The following is a 23,802-nucleotide window of genomic DNA, read 5'->3' on the forward strand; positions in this document are numbered from 1 at the left end:
GTTCGAACGATGCGACTCGGCCGGATAGTGGCCGTGACCTCAGTCGTTGGAGTAGAAAGGAACCCGGGCGGAGAGCCTGCGCGGTTTACGCACCGGCGGTCGGGGGTTCGATCCCCTCTACGCCCACCCACAGCGTCATCTGATCCGTGCCGATCGGCTCCCACGAGAAGGGTGCACCGTGCGCACTGTCTACGTCGTCACGCATCCGGAAGCGACGCATCACGTCGACCGTCTGGTGGGCGGCTGGTACGACTCCGCGCTCACCCCCGCCGGGTTGCGGGACGCGGAAGCCATCGCCGCCGCCGTCCGCGCGCGAATCCCCGAGGACGCCGAGGTCGAGCTGTATTCCTCGGATCTGCGGCGGACCGTCCAGACCGCCGATGCCCTCGCCGCGCGACTGGGAGTCGTTGCGACACTGGACGACCGGCTACGCGAAAAGTCCTACGGCGACGCCGGTGGCCGCCCCCAGCGCTGGCTCGACGACCGCTTCCGCCCACCCCCGCCCGTCGGCGACCGGATGACCCACGACGAGGGCATCCCCGGCGCCGAAACCAAAGCCGCACTCGCCCACCGCATCTACCCCGCCCTCGACGACATCCTCCGCAGCGACTGCCGCCACCAGATCATCGTCACCCACGGCGGCGCACTGACTTTCGTCATCGCCGCCTGGATCCGCATGCCCCTCGACGCTGCGGGCTACGCCCACTTCCACGCCACCTCCGGCGGCATCACCGAACTCCGCGAAGACGACTACTTCCACAACCGCCAACTCCACACCCTCAACGACACCAGCCACCTCGCCGACCGGTAGTCCATGCGGGTCATACTCGCCCGGTGCGGTGGATTCGTGACTATTACGCGGACGAAGGTGTCTGGCTGCTGATCGAACTCGATGACGGTGGCCACCCGGTCCGCCAGGTCGACCTCCGTGGCCGGGATGGCGTACCGGTGACCGCCGCGGCACTCGACGAGGTGCTGCGTGCTCGCGATCAGGGCGGCTTCAGTGCGGTTCAGGACTACGAACGGCGATATGGCGTGCTCGCGGAGGGTAACGCCGACAGCTGGGACCTGGCCGACAGCTCGCTCGAAGTGATCGGCCCGGACGAATTCGAGAAGATCTGGGCGGCGGCCCGGCGGGCCATGACGCAGCGTGCCCCACGGTGATTTCGTGGGGCACGCTGTGTCAGCCATGAACTACGAGGCAACCTTGTCGCGGTCGGCGACGGTCAGGGTGCAGACGCCGCCTTCGCAGGAGCGCTGGAGTTTTCCTCGGGAGAGGGTTTGCATCAGGCCGATGGCCCAGCAGGTCGGGCAGCCGCGCAGGGCGAACAGGCCGACAGGTAGGAGCAGCAGGCTGAGCAGGCCGGTGAGCGGGATGAGGGCGACGGAGCCGGTCAGGGCGAGGAAGCCGAGGGCGCCGCGCAGCAGGTGGATGGGGAGGGATGAGCTCGCGTAGTCGGGGGCGTCAGGTGTCATCGTGTTCTCCTGGGACCGGGTCGGTGTGCAGGGTGTCCCGCACGGCCGCGCGGGCACGGTGCAGGCGTGACTTCATCGCGGCGGTGCTGAGGCCGAGGGTGTCGGCGACCATGCGGCCGCTGTAGCCCTGGATGTCGCGCATGATCAGCACGCGGCGCTGATCGACGGGCAGGGCGGCGACCGCGGCCGCGACCCTGCCCGCTTCGAGACGTTGCAAGACCTCGTCCTCGGCCGACGCGGCCGCCGCGATCGGCGGCACCGGCGGGCGATCCCGCAGGCCGAGCCGCGCGCGCCGCAGGCACTCGTTGCGCACGATGCGGAACATCCACGACGCGAGAGCCCCGGAGGCCCGCAGCATCCCGATCTTGCGATACAGGATGATCAGCGCCTCCTGCGCCGCGTCCTCCGCGTCTTCCGGTGTGGCGCACAGGGATCGGGCGAAGCGCTGGATGGTGGGGTGCGAGCCCGACACCAGCGCGGCGATCGAATCGACATCACCGCCCTGCGCGGCGACGATCAGCTGATGATCGGGCCAGCTCGCCTCAGCCACGCCCGGCTCGTTTGCGCCGCACGACGACCATGCACGTGCACAGCGCCACCAGCCCGACGACAATTCCGATTCCGATGAGCACAGCAACCTCCGTTTCCGTTCCCGACATTGTCGTCGGGACATGGATAAGAGGCACCGGCCGCGAAAAAGGATTCAGACACCCGATCGCGGGGGTCGGCGAGCGGTGACGATCCACGCGCGCGAGTCGAAGTACACGCCGTCACCGGTGTGATGCGCGTCGAGCAGTGCCCGCAGCCGCTCCCGCGCCGCCTCGGCGCCCGCGGGCCCCAGACCGGCGATGATGTCGCGGAACTCCACCAGCCGCAGCACATTGTCGAAGGCGGCGGCACTGTCCCGGCCGTAGTAGACGGGCTCGTCGACCTCGGTAAACGCGATATCGGTGAACCCGGCGGCCGCCAGGATGCCTTCGGTGACGGCCGGATCGGCGAGCGCGAACGCCCCCGGACCGTCCCCGGCGATCGCCGCCTCGGTCGTGAGGGTCTCGCGGATCACCGAGGTCCACTCGTTGCGCTCGCGCCCCTGCCACACCAGCAGCACCAGCCGCCCCGAGGGGCGCAGCGCGCGACCGATATTGGTGAACGCGGCCACGGGGTCGGCGAAGAACATCGAGCCGAACCTGCTGATGCCCACGTCGAAGTATCCCGGCGGGAACGGATGCGTCTGAGCGTCCGCCAGCTGGAAACTCACATTGGCCAGACCCTCGTCGGCGCTGAGGCGACGGGCGTGCGCGAGCATCCGTTCCGACACGTCGACGCCGACGACGGTGCCCTCCGTGGCGGCGCGCGCCGCTTCCCGCGTGGTCTGCCCGGCGCCGCACCCGATGTCGAGCACCCGGTCGTGGACGCGGACCCGCGCCGCGGCCCGGAAATGGGCATTGTGCAGGCGCAGCTCGGCGTCGTAGTCGAACACCTCGGCAGGCTTGTCCTCTGGTTCTGTCACCGGATCCCCTCAACGCTCGACCGGACATCGCGCAGGACGCCGTGCGCCCGATCCGCCGTCACCGGCGCGACCGCCACCGAGTCCCCCCGCTCCAGCGTAGAGCGTCGGATCGGCAGCGCGAACAGGCTCGTGTTCGGCGCGCCACAGGTCGAGGAAGAGATTCCGTCGCTGTCGACGATGCGGTGGCCGGATCGCCCGACCACCGCATCTATTCACTAAGGCGTCGAGTAGCCGATGAGGGCGCCGATGCCCGCACCGATCGGAATGGTGATCAGCGCGCCGACACCACCGAGGAAGAACCCGAGGACCGCGCCGATACCGGCCCCGACCAGGGCGCCGATGCCCGCGTTGTGCTGCTTGCGGGCGAGGGTGTCGCTCGCTTCGTCGACGAACGTCGCCAGGTTGTCGGTGACGAAGGCGGGCGCGGTGACCGGCCGCAAGGTGACCGACTGCCCGTCGGCGGCGATCCCCGCGGCCAGCTCGACATCGCCCGCGCCGGTGACGATGCGGGTCGGCACGGCCGCCACCACCCGCCCGGACCGGTCGGAGAGGGTGACGACGCCCCCGGCGAGCCGGAAGGTGCCGTCGGCGACGGCGGCGGTGAGTCCGGAGCCGTCGGCGAGCGGACTCGCCGTGAACGCCACTCCCCCTTCGACGCCCTGGACGGTCGGAACTGCTGCTGGTCCGGCGTGCGCGGTGGTGGCCGCGAGGCCGAGAGCCCCTGCCGCGAGAACGGCGACGGTGCCGAATCGTCGTGCGCTGGAACTCGTTCGAGACGAGAAAAACATCTTGCCCCTCCAGTCTGCCCGCCGAGATCGGCGGAACATCCTCTGCTGGACCGGATCTCGATCCGCGCACATTTTCGCATCGTTAACGATCACAGGAAACCCCACCAGCGGTGATACCGGAAAAACATCACCGGATCCGCGCGAATTCAGGTGAGGTTGTGTTCGTAGGCGAAGGCGGCCGCCGCCGTCCGCGAGCCGACCTCGAGCTTGGTGAAGATATTCGACAGATGCCTGGCGACGGTCTTCTCGCTGACCACCAGCTCCCCCGCGATCTGCGGATTGCTGCGCCCCGCCGCCACCAGCCGCAGCACCTCGACCTCGCGAGCGGTCAGCCCGCCGGGCAGGGCGGGCGTGAGCAATCGCGCCACCTCGTCGGCGGCCGGAGTGGCGCCGAGCCGCGCGAAGATCCGCTGCGCGGCGGCGAATTCCATCCGGGCCGAGTCCTCGTCGGCGAGCGCCCGCAGCGCGCGCCCGAGATCGGCGCGGCAGCGGGCGGTCTCGTACGGCGCGTCGAGCGCCGACCACAGCCGGACCGCGCGGCGCAGCTCGCCGACCGCGCCGACCGGGTCACCGTTCACCGCCGCGACACAGCCGGCCGCGTGCGCGGCCGCCGCTCGCAATGCGGTGCAGCCGAATCCCTCCGCCACCGCTGACAATTCGACACTCAACGCGCTCGCCTCGGCCAACTCCCCTGAGGTGAGCAGAATGTCGACCGCGGCGGGCAGCACCCGGGAGCGATGCACGGGATCGGGTGTCTCGGCCACCAGCCGCCGCACGGTGGCCACGGCGGCGGCGGTGTGACCACGGGCCGCCCAGAGCAGCGCCAGCCCTGGCTGGGGATCATGGCCGTATCCGACGGCCTCGGCGTAGGCGTCACCGGCTTCGGGGAACGCGCCCCGCAGGCGCAGCACGTCACCGCGCTCCGCCAGCGCGAGACCGGCGGGCGCGACGGTCCCGGCCGCGAGATAGCGCCCGAGCGCCGACTCGTATTCCTCCAGCGCGGCGTCGTAGGCGCCGTGCACCCGCATCAGCTGTCCGCGATGCACCGCGCACTGCCCGGTGAACAGCACCAGTCCCGGTTGATCGGCACACCAGGTGGTCAGGGCCAGCGTCCACTGCTCCATTCTCGCGAAATCGGAGATCTCCTGACACGCCTCGACCAGCGAGCAGTAGATCTCGCCGGCGAACAGCGTCGACACCTCACCCGCCGCGACCGCCGCCATCGCCTCGTCGAGCAGGGCGAGTCCTTCGCGCACCCGGCCCGCGTAGAGGGCCACCCGGCCCTGCACCGACAGGCCCATCGCGATCAGCTCCGGCACCTCGAAGCGGCGCCCGTAGTCGGTGACGCGGTCCGCGCAGGCCCCCAGCTCACCGAATTCGCCCGCGGCCAGATGCCGGTGCAGCACGGCCACCCACACGTAGCCGTGCTCGACGACCTCGCCGGGGACCTCCGCCAGCAGCCGCTGCGCCCGGGCCACCCAGCCGCTGCCGACCGCGGCTTCCCCGCTGTTCAGCAGGGTCATCGCCAGCCAGAACGCGCAGCGCGCCGCCGCGGTGACCGCGCCCGCGTCCAGGTGCAGCTGGTACGCGCGCTGCATGGCCTGGATGCTGTCGTTGGTCCGCCCGGTGAGATGGGCCGCGGTGGCGAGGCGGGCGAAGTCCTCGGCCCGGAGCAGGTCGGCGTCGGTCCCGGACAGCGCCTCGAAGGCGGCCACCCATTCCCGGCGCTCGTAGGCCTCCCGAGCCCGCAGCAAGCTGTCGACCACGCTCATCGCACATCACCCTGTCTAGGAGGATACGCGCAGGTCACAGCGATTGTCGGTGGTCAGGCCGCGGCTACGTTCGGTGCGATGTCACGCGAGCGGGCCACGATCCGGCGGGCGAGGTACTCGGCGTCGCGGCCGACGCCGGAGAAGACCATCGAGGAGAACGCGTACTGGAAGCTCAATCCGCAGAAGAACAGCCCAGGCGCGTCGTCGACGACCCCGCGATACTCTCGCGGCCAGCCGTTCTCGTCGAAGACCGGCAGGTCGATCCAGTCGAACACCTGCCGGAATCCCGTGGCCCACACGATGTTCCGGACGTCGAGCAGCGTGCCGTCGTCGAGCTCGGGCCGACCGTCGCGCACCCCGCGCACCCGCTGGGTGATCCGCTCGACGCCGCGCTCGGCGAGATCGGCCCGCTTGACCCGCAGCATGGGTCCACCGTGGAAACGCACCTCGCGCAGCTGTTTCCGGCCGATCGGCGTGCGCCGGGTGACGATGTGCCGCCAGGCGAACACCAGGATCGGCAGCGCGACCCGGATCGCCCGCGAGTCCCAGCGCAGCGGAATCTGCCCGCAGTCGCGACCGCACAGGATCGTCGGGTGGGTGCGGGCGAGTTCGTAGGCGATATCGGTGCCCGAATGCGAGGCACCGACCACCAGCACCGGCCCGTCGCCGAGCTGGGCGGGACCGCGATACCGGCTCGAATGCAGTTGGGTGATCGACGGATCCAGGTCGGCCGCGAAATCCGGCACGTGCGGCGTGCGGCCGAAGGTGCCCGTCGCGACGACGACATTGTCACAGCGGATGACGTCGTCACCGAGATGGGCCAGATAGCCGCCGCCCGGCCGCGCGGTGAGCCGGTCGACCCCGGTCCGCATCCGCACCGGCAGATCCCAGTGCAGGGCGTATTGCTCGAGATAGGCGGCCACCTCGTCCTTGCCGGGATAGCTCCAGCGGTCGGCCGCCGGGAACGGCAGGCCGGGCAGGCCGTCGTACTTGGCCGGGGTGTAGAGGCGCAGCGAGTCGTAGTGCCGTCGCCAGTTGTCGCCGATGCGCTCGCCGCGATCGACGATCAGGAACGGTTGTCCCGCCCTTCGCAGCGCACTACCGGTCGACAAACCGGCTTGACCTGCGCCGATGATCAGTGTGTCGATGTATTGGATGGCCATGACGGCCTCCTGGCTCCTGGGTTCGCGTCCTGGATTCCGACGCTAGGGAGCGAGCCGTCACCGCCGCATCGACTGGATCACCCATCCGCTGCCCTCACGGTCTGGGTCGATTCACGCAGTCGGCTCAGGCCAGGGTTTTCGAGTCGACGCTGACGAGGTCGTAGCGACGGCTGGAGTGGTCGGCGGGCGGGTTGTCGACCGGGCTGACCCGGACGGTCAGCTCGTAGGCGTAGCCGGGCTCGTAGGTGAACCCGGTGATGCCCTCGTAGAACAGCTGCCAGCGCTCGTCGGGCGCGTACCTGATCTGCAGGCAGCGCATGGGCGCGACCCCGACGCAATCGACCTGCTCGGGTGCGACGAGCATCCGGACCGTCTCGTCGTGCGCTGTCGGCTGCTCATCGGCCGGACTCGCACAGCCGAGGACGCCGACGGCGAGCGCCGCGCCGAGCGGGAGGAGTCGTCGCATCATGCTGTCCTTCGGCCGTCGGGAGGAACCGATCGCTTACCCCCGCCAGAGTAGCTGACCGGTAGCCATCACCCCGGTAGCCATCCTCGACCTGCGGCCCCGGAGTCGAAAATTGCTACGTGCCGCCGACGAATTCCGTTGGCAGAATGGGGACCTCATCGAGTAGTACCGGAGGGAAATACATGACCATCCTGGTAACCGGGGCCACCGCGAACATCGGCCGCAAGGTCGTCGACCACCTGCTCGCCGCGGGACACACCGAGGTCCGCGCGCTCACCACCGATCCACGCAAGGCCGCGTTGCCCGCAGGCGTGGAGGTGGTCGAGGGCTATCTGCGCCGCCCGGAGACGCTGCCCGCGGCGTTCGACGGCGTGGAGCGGGTGTACTTGGCACCCACCCCCGACACGGTGGCCGAGGTGCTCGCGCTGGCCCGCGCGGCGGGGGTGAAGCACGTCGTCGATCTGTCGGGTGAACCGGAGAGCTGGTGGGGCACGGTGAGCACGGCCGTCGAGGACAGCGGGCTGGCCTGGACCCACCTGTGGCCCGCCGACTTCATGGAGAACACGCTCACCTGGTCGCAGCAGATCCGCGACACCGCCACCATCCGCGAGCCGTACCCCGACACGGCGACCGCGCCCATCGCCATGGACGACATCGCCGCCGTCGCCGCCACCGCCCTGCTCTCCGACACCCATCAGGGCCGCGCCTACCCGCTGGCAGGCCCCGAAATCCTCAGTCGCACCGCCCTCGTCGCCCACCTCGCCACCGCCCTCGGGCGCGATCTGGCCTTCCGGCAGTCCTCCCGCGAGGAAACCATCGCCGCCCTCACGCCCACCATGGGCGACAACGCTGTCTGGTACGTCGAGAACGTCCTCACCGACTACGCCCCCGACCCCGGCACCCTCCCCATCACCAGCGTCCAGGACATCACCGGCCGCCCCGGCACCACTTTCGCCGAGTGGGCCGCCACCAACGCGTCCCGCTTCCTCGCCCCCTGACATCTCCGCGCCGGCGAGCCGCCCGGCCTTCACTGCGGTCACCCGCCACGGGCGTCCGCGATCGGCGGATCGAATTCGCATTGCGCGCGTGCGGATCGGTGGACGACCATCGGGGTGTGGACACCGAATATCCCCCAGCACTGCCGCCGGGGATCGTGCCGCCCGACCGAGTGCTGGTCGGGGACCTCGTGATTCGGCGGTGGCAGGCCGAGGACCTGGACGCCAAGTTCGCCGCGATCAACGCGTCGTTCGAGCAGCTGCATCACTGGATGGAATGGGCGGCCGAGCCGCCGGACTTCGACGACGTGGCCGCGAACCACGCGAATCTGTCGGCGTGGCCGACACCGGACGGCGGATTCAACTACGGCGTCTTCGATCGCGCGGGCTCGCTGCTCGGTGTCGTCGGCCTGCACGATCGCGTCGGCCCGGCCACCCTCGAAATCGGCTACTGGTGCCACACCGAGCACGTCGGCCGCGGCGTGATCACCCGCGCCGCCGGCGCCCTGACCACCATCGCCCTGACCCTCCCCGGCATCCACCGCATCGAAATCCATTGCGACGCGGCCAACCTCCGCAGCGCCGCGGTGGCACGCCGCATCGGCTACCGCCTCGCGAGCACCGGCCCCCGAGTCGTCTCCACCCCAGGCGAATCAGGCCGCGGCATGCTCTGGGTCATGGACCGGTCCGCGCATCGCGGCCCTACAGTGGCCGGGTGAGCGATGCGACGCGTTCCGGCGCGGTGACCGGGCGGCCGAACAGCGGCCTGGGGTGGGCCGTGGCCACCGCCGCGGCGTCAGCGGTGGTGACCGTGCTCGTATTCGCGGCGATCGGCGGCGCGGTGAGCACCGGGATCGCGGCCGCGGTCCACGCGCCCGACCGGTTGACGGTCCTCGCCACCGGGGGCGTCTATCTCTGGATGGTGGTCGTTCCGGTGGCGATCGGAGCCGGTGTCACCGTCGGAATCGGCCTTCCCGCAGCGGCATTGGCCGACTCCGCCATCGCGGGCCGGAGTCCACGCGCGTTCCTCGGCCGATGCGGCGCCGCCGGAATCGCGGGCGCCGCCGTGCTGTGGCCCTTCGCCGCACTGTCCGGTGTCGTCGCGGCGACCTGGACTGCCCGGCTGGTGGACGGCGCCACCGCCGACAGCGCTTCGCGGATCATCATGCGGGTCCTGCGCTCGGTCGACGACTGGTCCTTCGGCTACACCCTGCTGACAGCCGTTCTGGGCGCGCTCGCCCCGGTTTTCCTCCCTCGCCGAACCGGCGTGAGCAACAACCGGATTCTGGCCGCCACCGCCGCTCTCTTCGCGGTCTGCGCGGTCGTGTTCGCCGCCCACGCGACCTATCTCAACCGCCCGGTGGCACCCGAGTCCGTCGAATCCATTCCCGCCGTTCGGAACTGACGGGACTACGGCCGGTCAAGCGCGGCCGAGCCACTCCTTGACCAGTTTCGTGCCGTCGGTCTTGCACATCGCCTGCACGATCTTGTAATTGCTCGGGTTCACGAGTGTCTTGTATCCGAGCTGGTCGGCCAGCGCGGGCAGGGTCGACTTCTGGGTCGGATCGTCGAGGGCCAGGAACTGGGCGCAGGTCATGGTTGTCAGATCCCCCGCGGGGACCGGTGCGCCGGATGTGCTCGGTTTGGTCGACGACGCCGCGGTCGATGGTGCCGCGGTCGATGACGCGGGTGTCGCCGTCCCCGCCGTGTCACCGGAACAGCCTGTCAGCGCCAGTACGGCGCCGACGAGCACGATCGGCCACCCGAATGTCCCGCCCCCACGTGTCATACCGACGAAGGTAGCAGCGTCGGAGCTCGCGCGCGGATCGAGCGGTCAGCCGACGTCGCGGCGCAGCCAGGTGACTTCGGCGCCGACGCAGTCGGTGCCCTGGCGGTAGGCCTCGAGGTCCTCGTCCCACGCGGTCCCCAGGGCACGATCGATCTCGGCGGACAGGTCGTAGGTGCCGTGGCCGCCGAGTTCCCTGGCGGCCTGGAGTAAGGCGCGTAATCGCATCTCGCCGAGCATCACATCGCCGTTGGCGCCGGTGGAGCCGTGCCACAGGCCCAGGGCGGGGACGAAGCTGTAGCGCTCGCCGTCGACGCCCTCGCTGGGGTCCTCGGTGACCTCGAAGCGCAGCACCGGCCAGGCGCGCAATGATTGGGCAATCCGCGATGCCGTGCCGACGGGGCCGATCCAATCGCTGCTGGCGCGCAGTTGTCCGTCGGCCGGTTGCGCGGTCCAGCGCAATTTCGCGGGGGCGGAGAGCGCGGTGGACAGTGCCCATTCGACGTGCGGGCACAACGCGGCGGGCGATGAGTGGATGTAGACCACACCCGCCGTCGCATCAGCGAACTGACTCGATGCGCGCACTACACAACACCTCCAGCCTCGACAAGGAGCGTCTTCCCCAACGACCCGTCGGACTGGCGTGGCCCGAGTGTACTGAAGTGTTCGGTGGTACGGGTGTTACTTCACAGCGTGTTGTGTGTCTCTGCGATCACGGAATCGCTGAATTTCGGCCACGCCGCTCGAGCCCAGTCGCCGAAATTCTCGTCGCTCAGCGCGATCGTCGCCACTCCTATTTCCGGGTCGACCCAGAGGAACGTGCCGGACTGCCCGAAGTGTCCGTAGGTCCGCCCGGAATTGGCGGATCCGGTCCAGTGCGGGGATTTCCCGTCGCGGATTTCGAATCCCAATCCCCAGTCGTTGGGGCGCTGGGAGCCGAATCCGGGCAGGACTCCGTCGCGGCCGGGGAATTGCACCGAGGTCGCGTCCGCGAGGGTTTGCTCAGATATCAATCGAGGTGTCAGCAACTCGATGGCGAATCGAATCAGGTCGTCGACGGAGGCCTTCGCCGCGTGCCCGGCGGAACCGTCGAGGACCGCGGTGCGCATACCGAGCGGTTCGAATACCGCCTCGTGCAGATAGTGCGGGAAGGCGATGCCGGTATTCGCGGTGAGGAAATCGGCGAGCAGTTCGAAACCCGCGCTGGAATAGATGCGCCGGGCACCGGGCGCGGCGATGACCTCGGGGGTGGCGAAGGCGACGCCGGAGGTGTGCGCGAGCAGATGGCGCACGGTCGATCCGGGCGGGCCGGCGGGCTGATCGAGCTCGACCGCGCCCTCCTCGATCGCGACGAGCGTGGCGTAGGCGACGAGGGGCTTGGTGACCGAGGCCAGGCGGAACACCCGCGCGGTGTCGCCGGTGGTCGACACGCCGCCCGCGGTGACGACCGCGGCGGCGGCGTTGGCGACCGGCCAGTGCTGGATCTGCTCGAACGAACGCATATCGGCAGCGTACGAGACGCCGCTACGATCGAGTCACCATGAGTCCCGCACCATCGATCCACGGCGACGTGGCGGCCGGTTTCGGCCCCGTCGCCGACGCCTTCCGCCGCAACTTCACCGAGCACGGGGAGATCGGCGCCGCCGTGGCCGTCTACGCAGGTGGCGAGCCTGTGGTCGACCTGTGGGCAGGCCATCGCGACCGCGTTCGCGCGGTGCCGTGGGAGCGCGACACCATCGTGCCGGTGTTCTCCTCCTCGAAGGGGATGTCGGCGTTCACGATCGCCACCGCCGTCTCGCGCGGCCTGCTCGACTACGAGCAGCCGGTGGCGAAGTACTGGCCGGAGTTCGCCGCCAACGGCAAGGACGCGATCACCGTCCGGCAGCTGATCGACCATCAGGCCGGGCTGTCCGGGCTGGACCGGATCGTGAAACTGCGCGAGCTCGCCGATCGCGACGCCCTCGGCACGCTGCTGGCCGAGCAGAAGCCGGCGTGGCGGCCGGGCACCCGGCACGGTTACCACGCGCTGACCCTCGGCCTCTATCAGAGCGAGCTGCTGCGCCGGGTCGATCCAGCGGGCCGCAGCCTGGGCCGGTTCTTCGCCGAGGAGATCGCCGCCCCGGTCGAGGCCGACCTGTTCATCGGGCTGCCCGGGACCGAGCCGATGGAGCGGGTCGCCGAGCTGTCGGCGACGAAGGGCCTCGACATCCTGCGCTACGAACTCGCTGACATCCCGGTGCGGATCGGCGCCGAGGTCTACGCCAAGCGGGGGCTCTCCTACGCGGCGCTGACCAATCCGCGCCCCGGCGCGCCCGCCCGCGCCGCCCGCCGGGAATTCCTGGAGATCGAGTGGCCGGGCATGAACGGCGTCGGCAACGCCCGCGCGCTGGCCCGGGTCTACGGCGCGGCGGCCGGGCGCACCGGCGCGCTGCCGATCAGCGACACCGTGCTCGACCTGCTCGCCGCGGCCGACACTGCGGACGACGTGCCCGCCGACGACCTGGTGCTGCACACCAAGAGCCGCTACCACCTGGGCTTCCGCAAGTCGCGCGGCAGTTTCCGGTTCGGCTCGGACAAGCGCGCCTACGGCACCACCGGCCTCGGCGGCTCGTTCGGTTTCGCCGACCCGACGACGGGCCTCGGCTTCGGCTACAGCATGAACCGCCTCGGCATGGCGATCCTCGACGACGTCCGCAGCCGCAATCTGCGCGAGGCCGTCCTGCGCTGCGCCGGCTGACCTCGGCGCGCATCGGTGGTAGATCCCACCGATGCGCGCCGTCGGTCGATCAGTGTCCGGCGACGCCGCTGATCTCGTTCGGCGCCGCCGCCAAGGTGGCGGTGGCCGTGACCTTTCCGTCCGCCAGGTCGACGCGGTGCACCTGCTTGGCCGCCGGGTCGGAGACGTAGGCGATCCCGCCGCGCACGAACAGCGCGGGCCGCGCGTCCTGCCAGTCGAGCGGTTCCTGCCAGCTGCCGAGCACCGGAATGGTCCGGGTGACGGTGCCCGCGACCGGGTCGACGACGTGGATCTTGCCGTCGGTGCCCAGCACCAGCGCTTCGCCCCGCGGGCCGCGGCCCAGGGAGCGGAAGGTGTAGCTGGTGCCGATGTCGACCAGGCGCAGGGAGCCGTCGGCGGTGTTCACCAGCGAGATCCGCTGCGGCCGTTCCAGTTCGGCGTCCTTGTCGACCTTGTAGTCGCCGAGCACGATCGGTGATTCCGCGCTGCCGGACATATTGCCGATCCGGCCGTACGGATCCGGGCTGGCGACCTTGGTGAACTTCCCGTCGCGATAGACCACGGCACCGGTCTGGCAGCCGATCACCACCGCCTCGTCCTTCGCGGTCGCCTCGCCGTGCACGCCGGGGCAGTCCTCGTTCCTGGCGAGCTCCTTGCGATCCTGATCGAGCGCGACCGCGCCGACCCGCTTGTCCTCGGTGCCCAGGGTCACCACGAGCTGCCGGTTGCTCAGCTCGATCGCGACACCGTGGTGCGGCGCGGCCGCCCGGTAGACCTCGGTCTTCGGCGTGCCGTGCGCGAGCTGATCGGAGTCGAAGACGGTGACCTCACCCGATCCGTCGGCGAACAGCACGGTCTTGCCCGCGTGCCGCACGACGTGGCCGGGCTTGCGCGCGGGGAACTCGGTGCCGGTGAATTCCCGGTCGTAGGCGTCGAAGACGCGGAAGCCGTCCTTGGTCGACACCATGAGGTGGTCGTCGTCGCCCGCCGGGTTGAGCCGGTTGTAGCCGTCGAGCCGCACCTCGCCCTGCTGGGCCAGCGTGGCGCCGTCGAGGACGTAGATGCCGCCGTTGTAGGTGAGCGCGATCGGCTCCGCGCCCGGCGTGTGCTCGTGGTCGTGCGCGGCGTCGTCCGTGCCGCAGCCACTGAGCGCGACCACCGAGGCGAAGACCCCGGACAGGGCCACCAGCGTGGTGGTCCGTGACCGACTGTGCATGTGCTGCTCCATTTCTCCTGCGTGAACTACGTTGTCGGCCCGGCCAGCCCGCGGGCGATGGCCTCGGTGTTGGCGCGGGCCATCTCGAGATAGGTGGCCGCGCCGCCGCCGGGCGCGGTGAGCGATTCGGTGTGCAGGCCGATCACCCGCACCGTCAGACCGGTGTGCTCGGCGAGGACGCGCGAGAGCCGGTCGGGCTGGGCGGAATCGGCGAAGATCGCGCTCACGCCCGCGGCCCGGATGGCGGCGGCGAGCCCGTCGAGATCGGCGGCGCTGGGCGAGGCCAGGGTGGTGCCGCTGGGGATCACCGCACCGATCACCCGGAAGCCGAATCGCTGTGCGAGATAACCGAAGACGTGATGGTCGGTGACCAGCTGCCTGCGGTCGGCGGGGATCGCCGCGAACCGATCGGTCATCCACCGGTCGAGCTGATCGATCTCGGCGAGATAGCGCTCGGTGTTCGCGCGCACCGCCGCGCCGTCGACGCCGTCCACCCGCGCGAGGACTTCCGCGCTGATCGCCTCGACGGCCGTGCGGACCCGCCGCGGGTCGGTCCAGAAGTGCGGATCGGGCTTGCCCGCCGATTCGTCGGAGGTGTACGCGATCGGGTCGACCCGTTCGGCCACCGCCAGCGTGGGCACGCCCGCCGCGGCCGCCGCCCGCACGTGCCGTGCAACGCCCTCTTCGAGGCCGAGCCCGTTGTGCACGACCAGCGCCGACCGTTCGATCTCGGCCGCTTGCCTGGCCGAGATCGCGAACGAATGCGGATCGGCCCCGGCCTGCATGAGCACGGTGACCGGCACGGTGTCACCGACGACCGCCTTGGTCAGATCGCCGAGAATATTGGTCGTCACGACGATCCCGGAGCGATCACTGTCGGCCGAACAGGCGCTGATCAGCGACATCAGCACGGCCACGCTCAGCGCGGAGATCATCGCGGCGGGCCACGACCTCCGCCGGTGTGGAGGGCAGCGCCGAGCCGGCACCAGGATCCTCGGCCACCAGGAAGGAACGACGTCGCGCGACGGTGGTGGCGCCGAGTGGGAGAGGCCGTCGAAGGCCAGGACGTTGTCGCGGCCCAAGCCGAGACAGCGGTTCGGGCTGCGGTCCACAGTCTGGCCGGGCGCTGCTGCGCGTCGGCGGGGTGTCGCGTTCACAGTCCGGTCTCCACGATCAGCGTCGGCGCGATATCCAGCGGAAAGTCGCGCGCCACACGAAGGTTGTCGTTGTAGGCGATCTCATGGACGGCACGTGCGCGAATGTCGTTGACGTAGGCGCGATCCGGATCGACATGGATCGTCGCGGTCTCGACCGGTCCGCCGACGAGGCCGAGGCGTGCTGTCTCCGTTCCGGTGACGGGGTCGAGGCCGTGCAGGACGCCGTCGCGGGTGAGGACCAGCAGCGACGACCCCTCGCCCGCGGTGTTCACCGCCACCGCGTCGGCGATCGGGGTCGACGTCCAGGTCTTCGCCCTGATGTCGAGCGTCCACACCCCGGTACGCCCGGCGAGCGCGGTCAGCGTGTTGCTTCCCGGCCGATGGGTGAAGGCGGTCGCGCGCTCGGCGGACGACGCCGGGTACGGAATCTTCTCGCTGACGAACGCGCCGTCGCGCTGCGTGACGACGAGAGCACCGTCGGCGCAACCGAAGACGACCCCACGCCTTGTCACCGCCTGCCCCCGCGCCTCAGCGCACGTCACCGGCTGCGCTTCCCCCGCCGCGCCGTCGCGCCCGCGCACCTCCACCCGCCCCGCACGATCGACGACGATCAACCGCTCCGCGTACGGCACCGCCACACCATCGATCCGCCGCGGCTCCCCCACCGTCCCTTCGCCCAGCGCGGCCCGATCGAACAGCATCGTCTCGCCACCCTCCGAAACGACCGCTGTGACAACGGGATCACTGTGCGCCGCGATCGGGCCCGGCTCCGCCGCCGGGAAATCGGTCGACCCGACCCTCCGAATCGGTGCGCTGTAGTAGTGCCGATGATCGCCGTGATCGACGGTCCACGCCCCACTGTCCACGATCGACAACCGGCCACCAGCGGCGACGAAGCCGAAGCGGCCGTCCCCGGCCAGCCGCACCCCGTTCACGCCGGTGCCCACCGAATGTGCCTGCGGGGTACCAGTTTCCACAGCATCGAGAGTGGTCACCTGCTCGGTGAGCAGGTCGACGACCCGCACCTCCCCCGTCCCCGCATCCGTCACGATCAGCCGCGTCTGCGGCTCGGCCATCTCCTCGCCCCCCGCGACGAACCCGTGTGGTGGCTCCTCGACCATCGGCGGCTCCCCCGACCCACACCCGACCAGCGGCACGGCAGCGAGCGCGGCCACCGACGCGGCACCGAGCCGGCGCGCGCCGAAGCGGTCGCGCAGCGCGGCGAGGATCGCCGACAGGAAGAACGCACCGACCGCGACGGCGGCGATCGTCGCGCCCGCCGCGGTTTCCGCGTGCCACGAGACGAGCAGGCCGACGGCGGTCGACGCACCGCCGAGCAGCGCCGCGATCAGCATGACGACCGGAATCCGGTCCGACCAGTACATCGCCGCCGCCGGCGGCGCGATGAGCAGGCCGAACACCAGCAGCGTCCCGACGACGTGGAACGACGCGACGATGGCCAGCGTCACCAGTCCGATCAGCGCCACCTGGGCGAGCTTCGGCCGCAGCCCGAGCGTGTGGGCCTTGCGCGGATCGAAGGTCGAGGCGACGAACGCCCGATGCCCCAGCACCGTCACCACGAGCGCGACCACCAGCGCCACACCGAGATACCCCAGATCACGCGACCGCACCGCGAGCACGTCACCGAACAGGAACCCGGTCAGGTCGACGGCGAACGACTGCGAACGCGACACGATGATCACCCCGGCCGCGAGCATGCCGACGAACAGCAGCCCGATCGCGGTATCGGGCGCGAATCGCTTGCTCCGGCCGAGCGCCGACACCCCGAAAGCCATGGCGGCGCAACTGATCGCGGCGCCGAGCAGCAGGTTCCCACCGAGCAGCGCCGCGACCGCGACGCCGGGCAGCATCCCGTGCGACATCGCGTCGCCGAGAAAGGCCATGCCGCGCACCACGACCCAGGTCCCGGCGAGGGCGCACACGCACGACACGAGCAGCCCACCCCACAGCGCGCGTTGCACGAAGGCCACCTCGAACGGGGCGAACAGCCAATCCATAGCGCGAGACGATATACTGAAAATGATTATCGTTTCAATTGAGGTGAGATGCAGCACACAGAGGACAGCGCGATCACGATCGAGCGCTTGACGGCGGGCTACGGCGCGACGCCGGTGCTCACCGAGGTGTCGGCGACGATTCCGCGCGGACGGGTGACGGCGATCGTCGGCCCCAACGGTTCGGGGAAATCGACCTTGCTCGGCGTCTTGGCAGGCACGGTGCCGATCCAGGCGGGCAGGATGACCCGCAACACCACCCGGCGACCGGCGATCGTGGTGCAGCACACGGCGATTCCACCGACCTTGCCGTTGACCGTGCGCGACACGGTGGCCATGGGACGGTGGGCGCGGCGCGGACCGTGGCGCCGCCTCACCCGCGCGGACAGGGCGATCACGCACGCCTGCCTGGAGCGGATGGATCTCACCGCACTGGCGACGCGGCGGCTCGACACCCTCTCGGGTGGACAACGCCAGCGTGCCCTGCTCGCCCAGGCCCTGGCCCAGGAGTCCGACCTGCTGCTACTCGACGAACCGGCGACCGGCCTGGACGCGGACTCGCAGGCCGCGATCGCCCAGGTGCTGACCGAGGTCGGCGCGGCCGGGGTCACCGTCGTGCAGGCCACCCACGATCCGGCCGAGGCGGCGAGGGCCGATCATCTGGTGACGCTGGCCGAGGGGCGAATCGCCGCGGGTCGGCCCGGTGAGGTGGGTGCCCGGTCGTAGAATCGCGGGGCATCCGCTCCACCCGCTCGCCGCGCAGCAGGAGGAATCATGGCCGCGACACCGATCTCCGTGGACGCCTATCTGGCCGATCAACCGGAAGCCCAGCGCGCCGCGCTCCAGCGGATCCGCGAGACGATTCATCGCGTGCTGCCGGAGACGGGCGAGAAGATCAGTTACGCCATCCCGGCCGTCACCCTCGACGGCCGGGCGTTCATGTCCTTCGCCGGGTGGAAGGAACATGTGAGTGTGTACCCGATCCCCGATGGGGACGAGGCCTTCGAACGTGCCGTCGCGCCCTACGTCGCGGGCCGTGGCACCCTGAAATTCCCGCTCGGGGAACCGATTCCGTACGACCTGATCGCGCAGGTCGCGGTCCGGCTCGCCGAGCGGGAACGCGCTCGCTGACTTACCAGTCGGCTTCGGTGAAGCGGATGATGCCGCGGATGTTCTTGCCGTCGAGCATGTCCTGGTAGCCCTGGTTGATCTCCTCGAGCGAGTAGCTGCGGGTGACCATGTCGTCCAGGTTGAGCTGGCCCGACTTGTAGAGCGACAGCAGGCGCGGCGCGTCCTGACGGGCGTTGCCGCCGCCGAAGATGCAGCCCTTCACCGTCTTCTGCAGCATGGACAGCAGGAAGCTGTTCATCTTCACGTCGCCGGCGTCCATGCGGCCCATCGAGGTGACGACCAGGGTGCCCGCCTTGCCGGTGAGGATCAGGCCCTCTTCGATGTAGTCGCCGTGCATCTCACCCATGGTGAGGATGACCTTCTCGGCCATCCGGCCCTCGGTGGCGTCGATCATCGGCATGATCGCGGCGGCCATGCTCTCGTAGGTGTGGGTGGCGCCGAACTTCTGCGCCTGCTCGCGCTTCCACGGGTTCGGGTCGATGGCGATGACCTTCGACGCGCCGGAGAGCACCGCGCCCTGCAGCGCGCTCATGCCGACGCCGCCGATGCCGGCGATCACCACGGTCTCGCCCGGCTTCACCTCGGCGACATGGGTCGAGGAGCCGAAACCGGTCGGCACGCCACAGCCGACGAGGCACGCGACCTCGAACGGGATGGTCGGGTCGATCTTCACGACCGAGGTGTGGTGCACCGTCATGTACGGGGCGAAGGTGCCGAGCAGGCACATCGGGATGACGTTCTCGCCGCGCGCCTGGATGCGGTAGGTGCCGTCCGAGATCGCCTGGCCCATCAGCAGGCCCGCGCCCAGGTCGCACAGCGCCATGTTGCCCGCGACGCAGGCGGGACAGCGGCCGCAGGCCGGGATGAACGACAGGATGACGTGGTCGCCCACGGCCAGGTCGCTGGGGCAGTTCGGGCCGAGCTTGGTGATCACACCAGCGCCCTCGTGGCCACCCATCACGGGGTAGCCCGGCATCGGCGTCGCGCCGGTGACGATGTGATGGTCGGAGTGGCACATGCCCGCCGTTTCCATCCGGATCTGCACTTCACCGGCGACGGGATCGCCGACCTCGATCTCCTCCACCGACCATTCCTGATCGATGCCCCACAGGATCGCGCCCTTCGTCTTCATGTCCGGTCGACCTCTCGCCAAGCTTGTGCCTCGTTGTGACTGCACTCACCCTAACGAAGAATCGGCCAATTCTGAAACACGTTCTAGAAATTGTCCGAGAAAAATCTATCCGCGCACGTCATGGACATGATGGACGAGGTCGTGGAGGAAGTATCGGGACAGCGAGGTGACCGTGAACAGCGATCCGTCGCTACGCGCGCCCCGCGCGCCGAGCCGATCCGCAGGCACCGCGGCGAAGGCGGCGGCGACCCGATCGGCGGCGGCCGCGAGTTCGGTCGCCACCACCGCCGGGTCCTGCCGGTCGTAGCGGTCGGCGACGGCGGTCGCGTCCTGGTCCCAGTTCTCGAAGCGCGGCGGCTCGACGCCGTCGTCGGCCAGCATCAGGGCCAGCCGGGTGTCGAAGATCCGGCAGACGTCGCGCACGTGGGCGCCGTATTCGAGCACCGACCAGGTCGCGTCGTCCGGACGGACCCGCGCGTCGTCGCGCTCGAGCGCGGCGCCGATCCGCGCGGCGCTGTCGAGGGTCCGCTCGGGCACCGCCGCGTAGGCGGTCGCCTCGGCGTCGAATCCGCAGTCGGGACAGGCGCGTTCGAGGACCCAGGTCCAGTTCTTGGTGTCGGGAACGATCATGCCCCCAGCCTAGGATGTCTGAATCTTGCGATCCATCGATATTCCGCCAACCATCGGCGAGATCCGGGCATCACGCGGTCAGCTGACGGGCCTTCTCGAACAGTTCCAGGGTCACCGCGTGCAGGAAGTCACCGACCGGCTTGGGCGCCTTGCCCGCGAAGGCGCGGGCGTGCGTGCCCTCGAGCACGATGCCGAGCTTGAAGCAGGCGAGCACCTCGTACCAGGTCACCGCGCTCAGATCGCGGTCGGAGAACCGGCCGTAGTGCTCGATCATCTCCGCGGGCGTCGGCAGGCCGCCGACCGTGCCGAGAGTGCCCATCAGGCCGGCGCCGACGGTGCCGGGCACCGGCCGGGTGGCCAGCTGCCAGCCCAGGTCGAGCAGCGGATCGCCGATGGTCGACATCTCCCAGTCGACCATCGCGGCCACCTGCGGGCCGTCGTAGTCGAACATCATGTTGGCCAGGTGGCAGTCGCCGTGCATGATGCCCGGCGTCCAGCTGCTCGGCCGATTGCGCTCGAGCCAGTCACCGACCTGCTCGACCCCCGGAATCCGCGGGCCGGGGTAGCCCTCGTTGGCGGTGTAGGAGTCGAGTTCGCGCAACCAGCGCGGGACCTGACGTTCCAGGAAACCCTCGGGCTTGCCGTAGTCGTCCAGGCTGAGCGCCCGATAGTCGAGCGCGCCGAGCCGCGCGATCGCCTCCACCGCGGACAGGCCCATCTGCCTGCGGATCTCGGGATCGTTCGCGTGCAGCTCGGGCAGTTCGGTCTGCGGGTTGAAGCCGTGGATCGGCTCCATCAGATAGAAGACCGCGCCGATCACGGTCTCGTCGTCGCAGGCGGCGATCACCCGGGGCGAGCGCACCTCGGTGCCGTCGAGCGCGCCCAGGAGCCGCGATTCGCGGCGGATCACGTCGTTGCTCTTGGCGCGCAGATGCTTGGGTCCGCGTCGCAGCACGTACTCGCGATCACCACGGCGGAACCGCAACATGATGTTCTGCGTGCCACCGCCGATCGCGCTGACCGGGCCGAGCTCGCCGACGGGCAGGCCACGCTCGTCCATCCATCGGCCGATCGCCGCGAAATCCGCGATCGCCGGGTCCACGTCGACCGGTTGCGAAACAGACATGGCGATCATTGTGCCCGAGGCGGGTCGTCCGTGGGCCCGGCGTAGGGTTTCTGCCACGATGCGGACGCTCTTGATCGACAACTACGACTCGTTCACCTACAACCTCTATCAGCTGATCAGCGAGGTCAACGGGAACGAGCCGATCGTCGTGCGCAATGACGAGGCCGACGGGCTCGCGCTGGCCGATTTCGACAATGTGGTGATCTCGCCCGGCCCCGGCCGTCCCGATCGCGCGCGCGACATGGGGGTGTCGACGGCGGTGATCGCGGAGTCGACCCTGCCGCTGCTCGGTGTCTGCCTCGGGCACCAGGGCATCGTGATCGGCGCGGGTGGCACGGTGGGCCGGGCGCCCGAGGCCCGGCACGGCTACCTCGATCGGGTCGCGCACGACGACCGGGACCTGTTCGCCGGGCTGCCGCAGGATTTCACCGTCGTCCGGTACCACTCACTGGCCGCGCGGGAGCCGCTGCCGCCGGTGCTCGAGGTGACCGCGTCGACGAGCGACGGCGTGATCATGGGGGTGCGGCATCGCGAGCGGCCGCAGTGGGGTGTGCAGTTCCATCCCGAGTCGGTGTCGAGTGAGTTCGGCGCGGCGCTGCTGCGCAACTTCGCCGACCTCACCAAGGCGCGCACGCGCGACGGCGCGCCGATCATCGTGCGCGGACCGCGCGAGGAGCCGCACCGGACGGCACCGGAGCGGCGATTCCGGCTGCGGCACAGCGTGATCGAGCGGGCCATCGACACCGAGGCGATCTTCCTGCGCCGCTACGCCGCGTCGCCGACCGCGTTCTGGCTCGACAGCGAACACGTCGAGCCGGGGCTGGACCGGTTCTCCTTCCTCGGCGACGCGACCGGTCCGCACGCGGAGATCGTCGGCTACCGGGTCGGCGAGGGTGCCGTCACGGTGACGGACGCCGCGGGCGCCCGGTCCGTTCCCGGCACCGTCCTGGACTATCTCGACCGCGAACTGCGGCACCGGCACTGCGATACTCCCGACCTGCCGTTCGATTTCGCGGGCGGATATGTCGGCTATCTCGGCTACGAGGTGAAGGCCGACTGCGGCGCGAGCGCGGTCCACCGCTCCCCCACCCCGGACGCCCAGTGGATCTTCGCCGACCGGCTGATCGTCGTCGATCACGAAGCGGGCCACACGCATCTGCTCGCGCTGACCGAGCACGATCTCGCCGCGGCGGATCGCTGGCTGGCCGAGACCGCCGCGGCCCTGGCCGATCTGCCGACCTGGGTCAATCCGGCCGACCTGCCCGTGCCCGCCGATCCGGATGCCGTGCAGGCGCATCTGGTGCGCGGTCGCGACCGCTATCTGGCCGATATCGCGGTCTGCCAGGAGCGGCTGCACGCGGGCGAGTCCTACGAGATCTGTCTGACCGACGCCGTGGCGGTCGCCGCGACGCCGGACGACGGGCTCGCCTTCTACCGGCGGTTGCGCCGCTGCAATCCGGCGCCGTACGCGGCGTATCTGCGGTTCGACGGGCTCGATGTCGCCTGTTCGTCGCCGGAGCGATTCCTCAAGATCGACCGCGACCGGGTGGTGGAGAGCAAGCCGATCAAGGGCACAGCGCCGCGCGGGCGGACCGTCGCCGAGGACGAGCATCTGCGGCTGTCGCTGGCCGACGATCCGAAGACCAGGGCCGAGAACCTGATGATCGTCGACCTGCTGCGCAATGATCTGGGCCGGGTCTGCGAGGTCGGCTCGGTGCACGTGCCGGAGCTGATGGCCACCGAGACCTATTCGACCCTGCACCAGCTGGTGTCGACGGTGCGCGGGACGCTGCGGCCCGAGGCCGGGGTGATCGACTGCCTGCGGGCCTGTTTCCCGGGCGGCTCGATGACCGGCGCGCCGAAACTGCGCACCATGGAGATCCTCGACGAGCTGGAAACGCAGGCGCGCGGGATCTATTCGGGCACGATCGGCTTCCTCGGGCTCGCCGGTACCGCCGACCTGAACATCGTCATCCGCACGGCGGTCCGGTACGACGACGAATGGCGGATCGGCGCGGGCGGCGCGATCGTCCTCGATTCCGACGCCGAGGACGAGTACGCGGAGATGGTGCTCAAGGCCGCCGCGACCTTCCGGGCCCTGCGCTAGCGGCGCTTGCCCTTGCTCTTGCCGGTGTCCGGCGGTGGCTCCTCGCCCGCGCGGCCGGTGATCCGGCCGAGCAACCCGACACCCGGCAGCTTCGCCAGCGCGCCGAAGAGATCCTCGCCCAGCGAGATCATCGCCTCGAGCCGGGGCAGCAGCCGGTCGTAGGTGGCGAAGACCGGGTCGGCCAGCGCCAGGGTGCGATCGAGCCGGTCGATGGTGCTGTTGAGCCGGTCGACCGCGATCGACAGGTTCTCCACCAGATCCGGCAGCTGCGCGGCCAATTGCGCCGATGCCGGTGGCAGCCGCACCGCCGCGTCGAAGGCATAGCCCGCCGTCTGCTGCGCGGCGTCGATGGCCTGCCCCGCCGCCGTCTGCGCGGCCCCCACCGCGGCCTGCGCCGCGGACAGCAGATCAGCCCCCGGCACCTTGCGCCCCTGCGGCTCCGGCGGGGGCTCCGCGGCGCGTCCCCGCTTCTTCGGGTTCGTCATGCCACCACTGTGCCGCACCGAACACCAGGACGCAGGGATCCACCCCACCGTGTCCTGGGACAACGGCACCTGATCGGCGGGACCGGAGGGGCCGCGACTCGAGCGCGCCA

General features: G+C 70.2%; 26 protein-coding genes. 9 read left to right on the top strand and 17 right to left on the bottom strand.

The genetic code is table 11. From position 1 onward, the window contains the following. The first annotated feature begins 178 nt into the window (after nucleotides 1–178). Nucleotides 179–811 (top strand): histidine phosphatase family protein, encoded by a 633-nt coding sequence (locus tag AB0H54_RS23095; protein WP_357347722.1) that lies wholly within the window; start codon nucleotides 179–181, stop codon nucleotides 809–811. Nucleotides 812–834: 23 nt separating this feature from the next. Beyond that, complete coding sequence (locus AB0H54_RS23100) at nucleotides 835–1,164, top strand: hypothetical protein (RefSeq protein ID WP_357347724.1); 330 nt, start codon at nucleotides 835–837, stop codon at nucleotides 1,162–1,164. A 30-nt stretch (nucleotides 1,165–1,194) separates the two neighbouring features. On the opposite strand, the gene AB0H54_RS23105 is transcribed toward AB0H54_RS23100, so the two are convergent. The 7 genes from AB0H54_RS23105 to AB0H54_RS23135 form a co-directional block, all read right to left on the bottom strand. Next, complete coding sequence (locus AB0H54_RS23105; protein ID WP_357347726.1) at nucleotides 1,195–1,476, bottom strand: hypothetical protein; 282 nt, start codon at nucleotides 1,474–1,476, stop codon at nucleotides 1,195–1,197. Next, nucleotides 1,466–2,026, bottom strand: a complete 561-nt coding sequence (locus AB0H54_RS23110; protein WP_355279037.1) for an RNA polymerase sigma factor — start codon at nucleotides 2,024–2,026, stop codon at nucleotides 1,466–1,468. Before AB0H54_RS23110 ends, AB0H54_RS23105 begins: the two co-directional genes overlap by 11 nt. 153 nt (nucleotides 2,027–2,179) lie before the next feature. Beyond that, nucleotides 2,180–2,986 carry a methyltransferase domain-containing protein gene (locus tag AB0H54_RS23115; protein ID WP_357347728.1) on the bottom strand — a complete coding sequence of 269 codons (807 nt, stop codon included), beginning with the start codon at nucleotides 2,984–2,986 and terminating at the stop codon, nucleotides 2,180–2,182. A 215-nt stretch (nucleotides 2,987–3,201) separates the two neighbouring features. Further along, on the bottom strand, nucleotides 3,202–3,774 hold the full coding sequence (locus AB0H54_RS23120; RefSeq protein WP_357347730.1) for a hypothetical protein: 573 nt from the start codon (nucleotides 3,772–3,774) through the stop codon (nucleotides 3,202–3,204). Nucleotides 3,775–3,920: 146 nt separating this feature from the next. Then, nucleotides 3,921–5,546: a response regulator transcription factor gene (locus AB0H54_RS23125; protein WP_357347732.1), complete on the bottom strand. Its 1,626-nt coding sequence runs from the start codon at nucleotides 5,544–5,546 to the stop codon at nucleotides 3,921–3,923. A gap of 53 nt (nucleotides 5,547–5,599) precedes the next feature. Then, nucleotides 5,600–6,709: an NAD(P)/FAD-dependent oxidoreductase gene (locus AB0H54_RS23130; RefSeq protein ID WP_357347734.1), complete on the bottom strand. Its 1,110-nt coding sequence runs from the start codon at nucleotides 6,707–6,709 to the stop codon at nucleotides 5,600–5,602. A gap of 124 nt (nucleotides 6,710–6,833) precedes the next feature. Then, nucleotides 6,834–7,175, bottom strand: a complete 342-nt coding sequence (locus AB0H54_RS23135) for a DUF4377 domain-containing protein (RefSeq protein ID WP_357347736.1) — start codon at nucleotides 7,173–7,175, stop codon at nucleotides 6,834–6,836. A 182-nt stretch (nucleotides 7,176–7,357) separates the two neighbouring features. Between AB0H54_RS23135 and AB0H54_RS23140 the strand changes: the two genes are divergently transcribed. The 3 genes from AB0H54_RS23140 to AB0H54_RS23150 all read left to right on the top strand — a co-directional run bounded on the left by AB0H54_RS23140 (nucleotide 7,358) and on the right by AB0H54_RS23150 (nucleotide 9,575). Further along, the gene (locus AB0H54_RS23140; RefSeq protein WP_357347738.1) at nucleotides 7,358–8,173 is read left to right on the top strand and encodes an NAD(P)H-binding protein; all 816 of its coding nucleotides are present in this window, start codon (nucleotides 7,358–7,360) and stop codon (nucleotides 8,171–8,173) included. A gap of 116 nt (nucleotides 8,174–8,289) precedes the next feature. Beyond that, a complete protein-coding gene (locus AB0H54_RS23145) occupies nucleotides 8,290–8,889 on the top strand; it encodes a GNAT family N-acetyltransferase (protein ID WP_357347740.1) in 600 nt (199 codons plus the stop codon). After that, nucleotides 8,886–9,575 (top strand): hypothetical protein, encoded by a 690-nt coding sequence (locus AB0H54_RS23150; RefSeq protein WP_357347742.1) that lies wholly within the window; start codon nucleotides 8,886–8,888, stop codon nucleotides 9,573–9,575. The genes AB0H54_RS23145 and AB0H54_RS23150 overlap by 4 nt, the downstream gene beginning before the upstream one ends. A 15-nt stretch (nucleotides 9,576–9,590) precedes the next feature. Here the strand turns inward: AB0H54_RS23150 and AB0H54_RS23155 are convergent, their stop codons facing one another. The 3 genes from AB0H54_RS23155 to AB0H54_RS23165 all read right to left on the bottom strand — a co-directional run bounded on the left by AB0H54_RS23155 (nucleotide 9,591) and on the right by AB0H54_RS23165 (nucleotide 11,458). Next, complete coding sequence (locus AB0H54_RS23155; protein WP_357347744.1) at nucleotides 9,591–9,767, bottom strand: hypothetical protein; 177 nt, start codon at nucleotides 9,765–9,767, stop codon at nucleotides 9,591–9,593. A gap of 237 nt (nucleotides 9,768–10,004) precedes the next feature. Continuing rightward, complete coding sequence (locus AB0H54_RS23160) at nucleotides 10,005–10,541, bottom strand: DUF3145 domain-containing protein (RefSeq protein WP_355279011.1); 537 nt, start codon at nucleotides 10,539–10,541, stop codon at nucleotides 10,005–10,007. 101 nt (nucleotides 10,542–10,642) lie between these two features. Beyond that, nucleotides 10,643–11,458: a serine hydrolase domain-containing protein gene (locus AB0H54_RS23165; RefSeq protein ID WP_357347745.1), complete on the bottom strand. Its 816-nt coding sequence runs from the start codon at nucleotides 11,456–11,458 to the stop codon at nucleotides 10,643–10,645. A 38-nt stretch (nucleotides 11,459–11,496) separates the two neighbouring features. Between AB0H54_RS23165 and AB0H54_RS23170 the strand changes: the two genes are divergently transcribed. After that, the gene (locus AB0H54_RS23170; protein ID WP_357347747.1) at nucleotides 11,497–12,693 is read left to right on the top strand and encodes a serine hydrolase domain-containing protein; all 1,197 of its coding nucleotides are present in this window, start codon (nucleotides 11,497–11,499) and stop codon (nucleotides 12,691–12,693) included. Nucleotides 12,694–12,742: 49 nt separating this feature from the next. On the opposite strand, the gene aztD is transcribed toward AB0H54_RS23170, so the two are convergent. The 3 genes from aztD to aztB form a co-directional block, all read right to left on the bottom strand. Further along, entirely contained in the window at nucleotides 12,743–13,909 is a 1,167-nt protein-coding gene (gene aztD / locus AB0H54_RS23175) for a zinc metallochaperone AztD (RefSeq protein ID WP_357347749.1), read from the bottom strand. 26 nt (nucleotides 13,910–13,935) lie between these two features. Then, nucleotides 13,936–14,844: a zinc ABC transporter substrate-binding protein AztC gene (gene aztC / locus AB0H54_RS23180; RefSeq protein ID WP_357347751.1), complete on the bottom strand. Its 909-nt coding sequence runs from the start codon at nucleotides 14,842–14,844 to the stop codon at nucleotides 13,936–13,938. A 218-nt stretch (nucleotides 14,845–15,062) separates the two neighbouring features. Next, a complete protein-coding gene (gene aztB / locus AB0H54_RS23185; RefSeq protein ID WP_357347753.1) occupies nucleotides 15,063–17,141 on the bottom strand; it encodes a zinc ABC transporter permease AztB in 2,079 nt (692 codons plus the stop codon). Between aztB and aztA the strand changes: the two genes are divergently transcribed. Then, a complete protein-coding gene (gene aztA, locus AB0H54_RS23190) occupies nucleotides 17,133–17,807 on the top strand; it encodes a zinc ABC transporter ATP-binding protein AztA (RefSeq protein WP_357347755.1) in 675 nt (224 codons plus the stop codon). The two genes, aztB and aztA, sit on opposite strands and share 9 nt — an antisense overlap. Nucleotides 17,808–17,855: 48 nt before the next feature. Next, entirely contained in the window at nucleotides 17,856–18,212 is a 357-nt protein-coding gene (locus AB0H54_RS23195) for a DUF1801 domain-containing protein (protein ID WP_357347757.1), read from the top strand. A 1-nt stretch (nucleotide 18,213) separates the two neighbouring features. Here AB0H54_RS23195 and AB0H54_RS23200 read toward each other — a convergent pair whose 3' ends face one another. The 3 genes from AB0H54_RS23200 to AB0H54_RS23210 form a co-directional block, all read right to left on the bottom strand. Beyond that, a complete protein-coding gene (locus tag AB0H54_RS23200; protein ID WP_357347759.1) occupies nucleotides 18,214–19,344 on the bottom strand; it encodes an NDMA-dependent alcohol dehydrogenase in 1,131 nt (376 codons plus the stop codon). Between the two features lie 105 nt (nucleotides 19,345–19,449). Then, nucleotides 19,450–19,974, bottom strand: a complete 525-nt coding sequence (locus tag AB0H54_RS23205) for a DinB family protein (RefSeq protein ID WP_357347761.1) — start codon at nucleotides 19,972–19,974, stop codon at nucleotides 19,450–19,452. 70 nt (nucleotides 19,975–20,044) lie between these two features. Next, the gene (locus tag AB0H54_RS23210; protein ID WP_357348474.1) at nucleotides 20,045–21,034 is read right to left on the bottom strand and encodes a phosphotransferase family protein; all 990 of its coding nucleotides are present in this window, start codon (nucleotides 21,032–21,034) and stop codon (nucleotides 20,045–20,047) included. Nucleotides 21,035–21,158: 124 nt separating this feature from the next. Between AB0H54_RS23210 and pabB the strand changes: the two genes are divergently transcribed. Beyond that, on the top strand, nucleotides 21,159–23,207 hold the full coding sequence (gene pabB, locus AB0H54_RS23215; RefSeq protein ID WP_357347762.1) for an aminodeoxychorismate synthase component I: 2,049 nt from the start codon (nucleotides 21,159–21,161) through the stop codon (nucleotides 23,205–23,207). Here the strand turns inward: pabB and AB0H54_RS23220 are convergent. Continuing rightward, nucleotides 23,204–23,692: a hypothetical protein gene (locus AB0H54_RS23220; protein ID WP_357347764.1), complete on the bottom strand. Its 489-nt coding sequence runs from the start codon at nucleotides 23,690–23,692 to the stop codon at nucleotides 23,204–23,206. The genes pabB and AB0H54_RS23220 overlap by 4 nt on opposite strands. Between the last annotated feature and the right edge of the window lie 110 nt (nucleotides 23,693–23,802).

This window comes from Nocardia sp. NPDC050718, from assembly GCF_040654235.1.
Lineage (GTDB): Bacteria > Actinomycetota > Actinomycetes > Mycobacteriales > Mycobacteriaceae > Nocardia.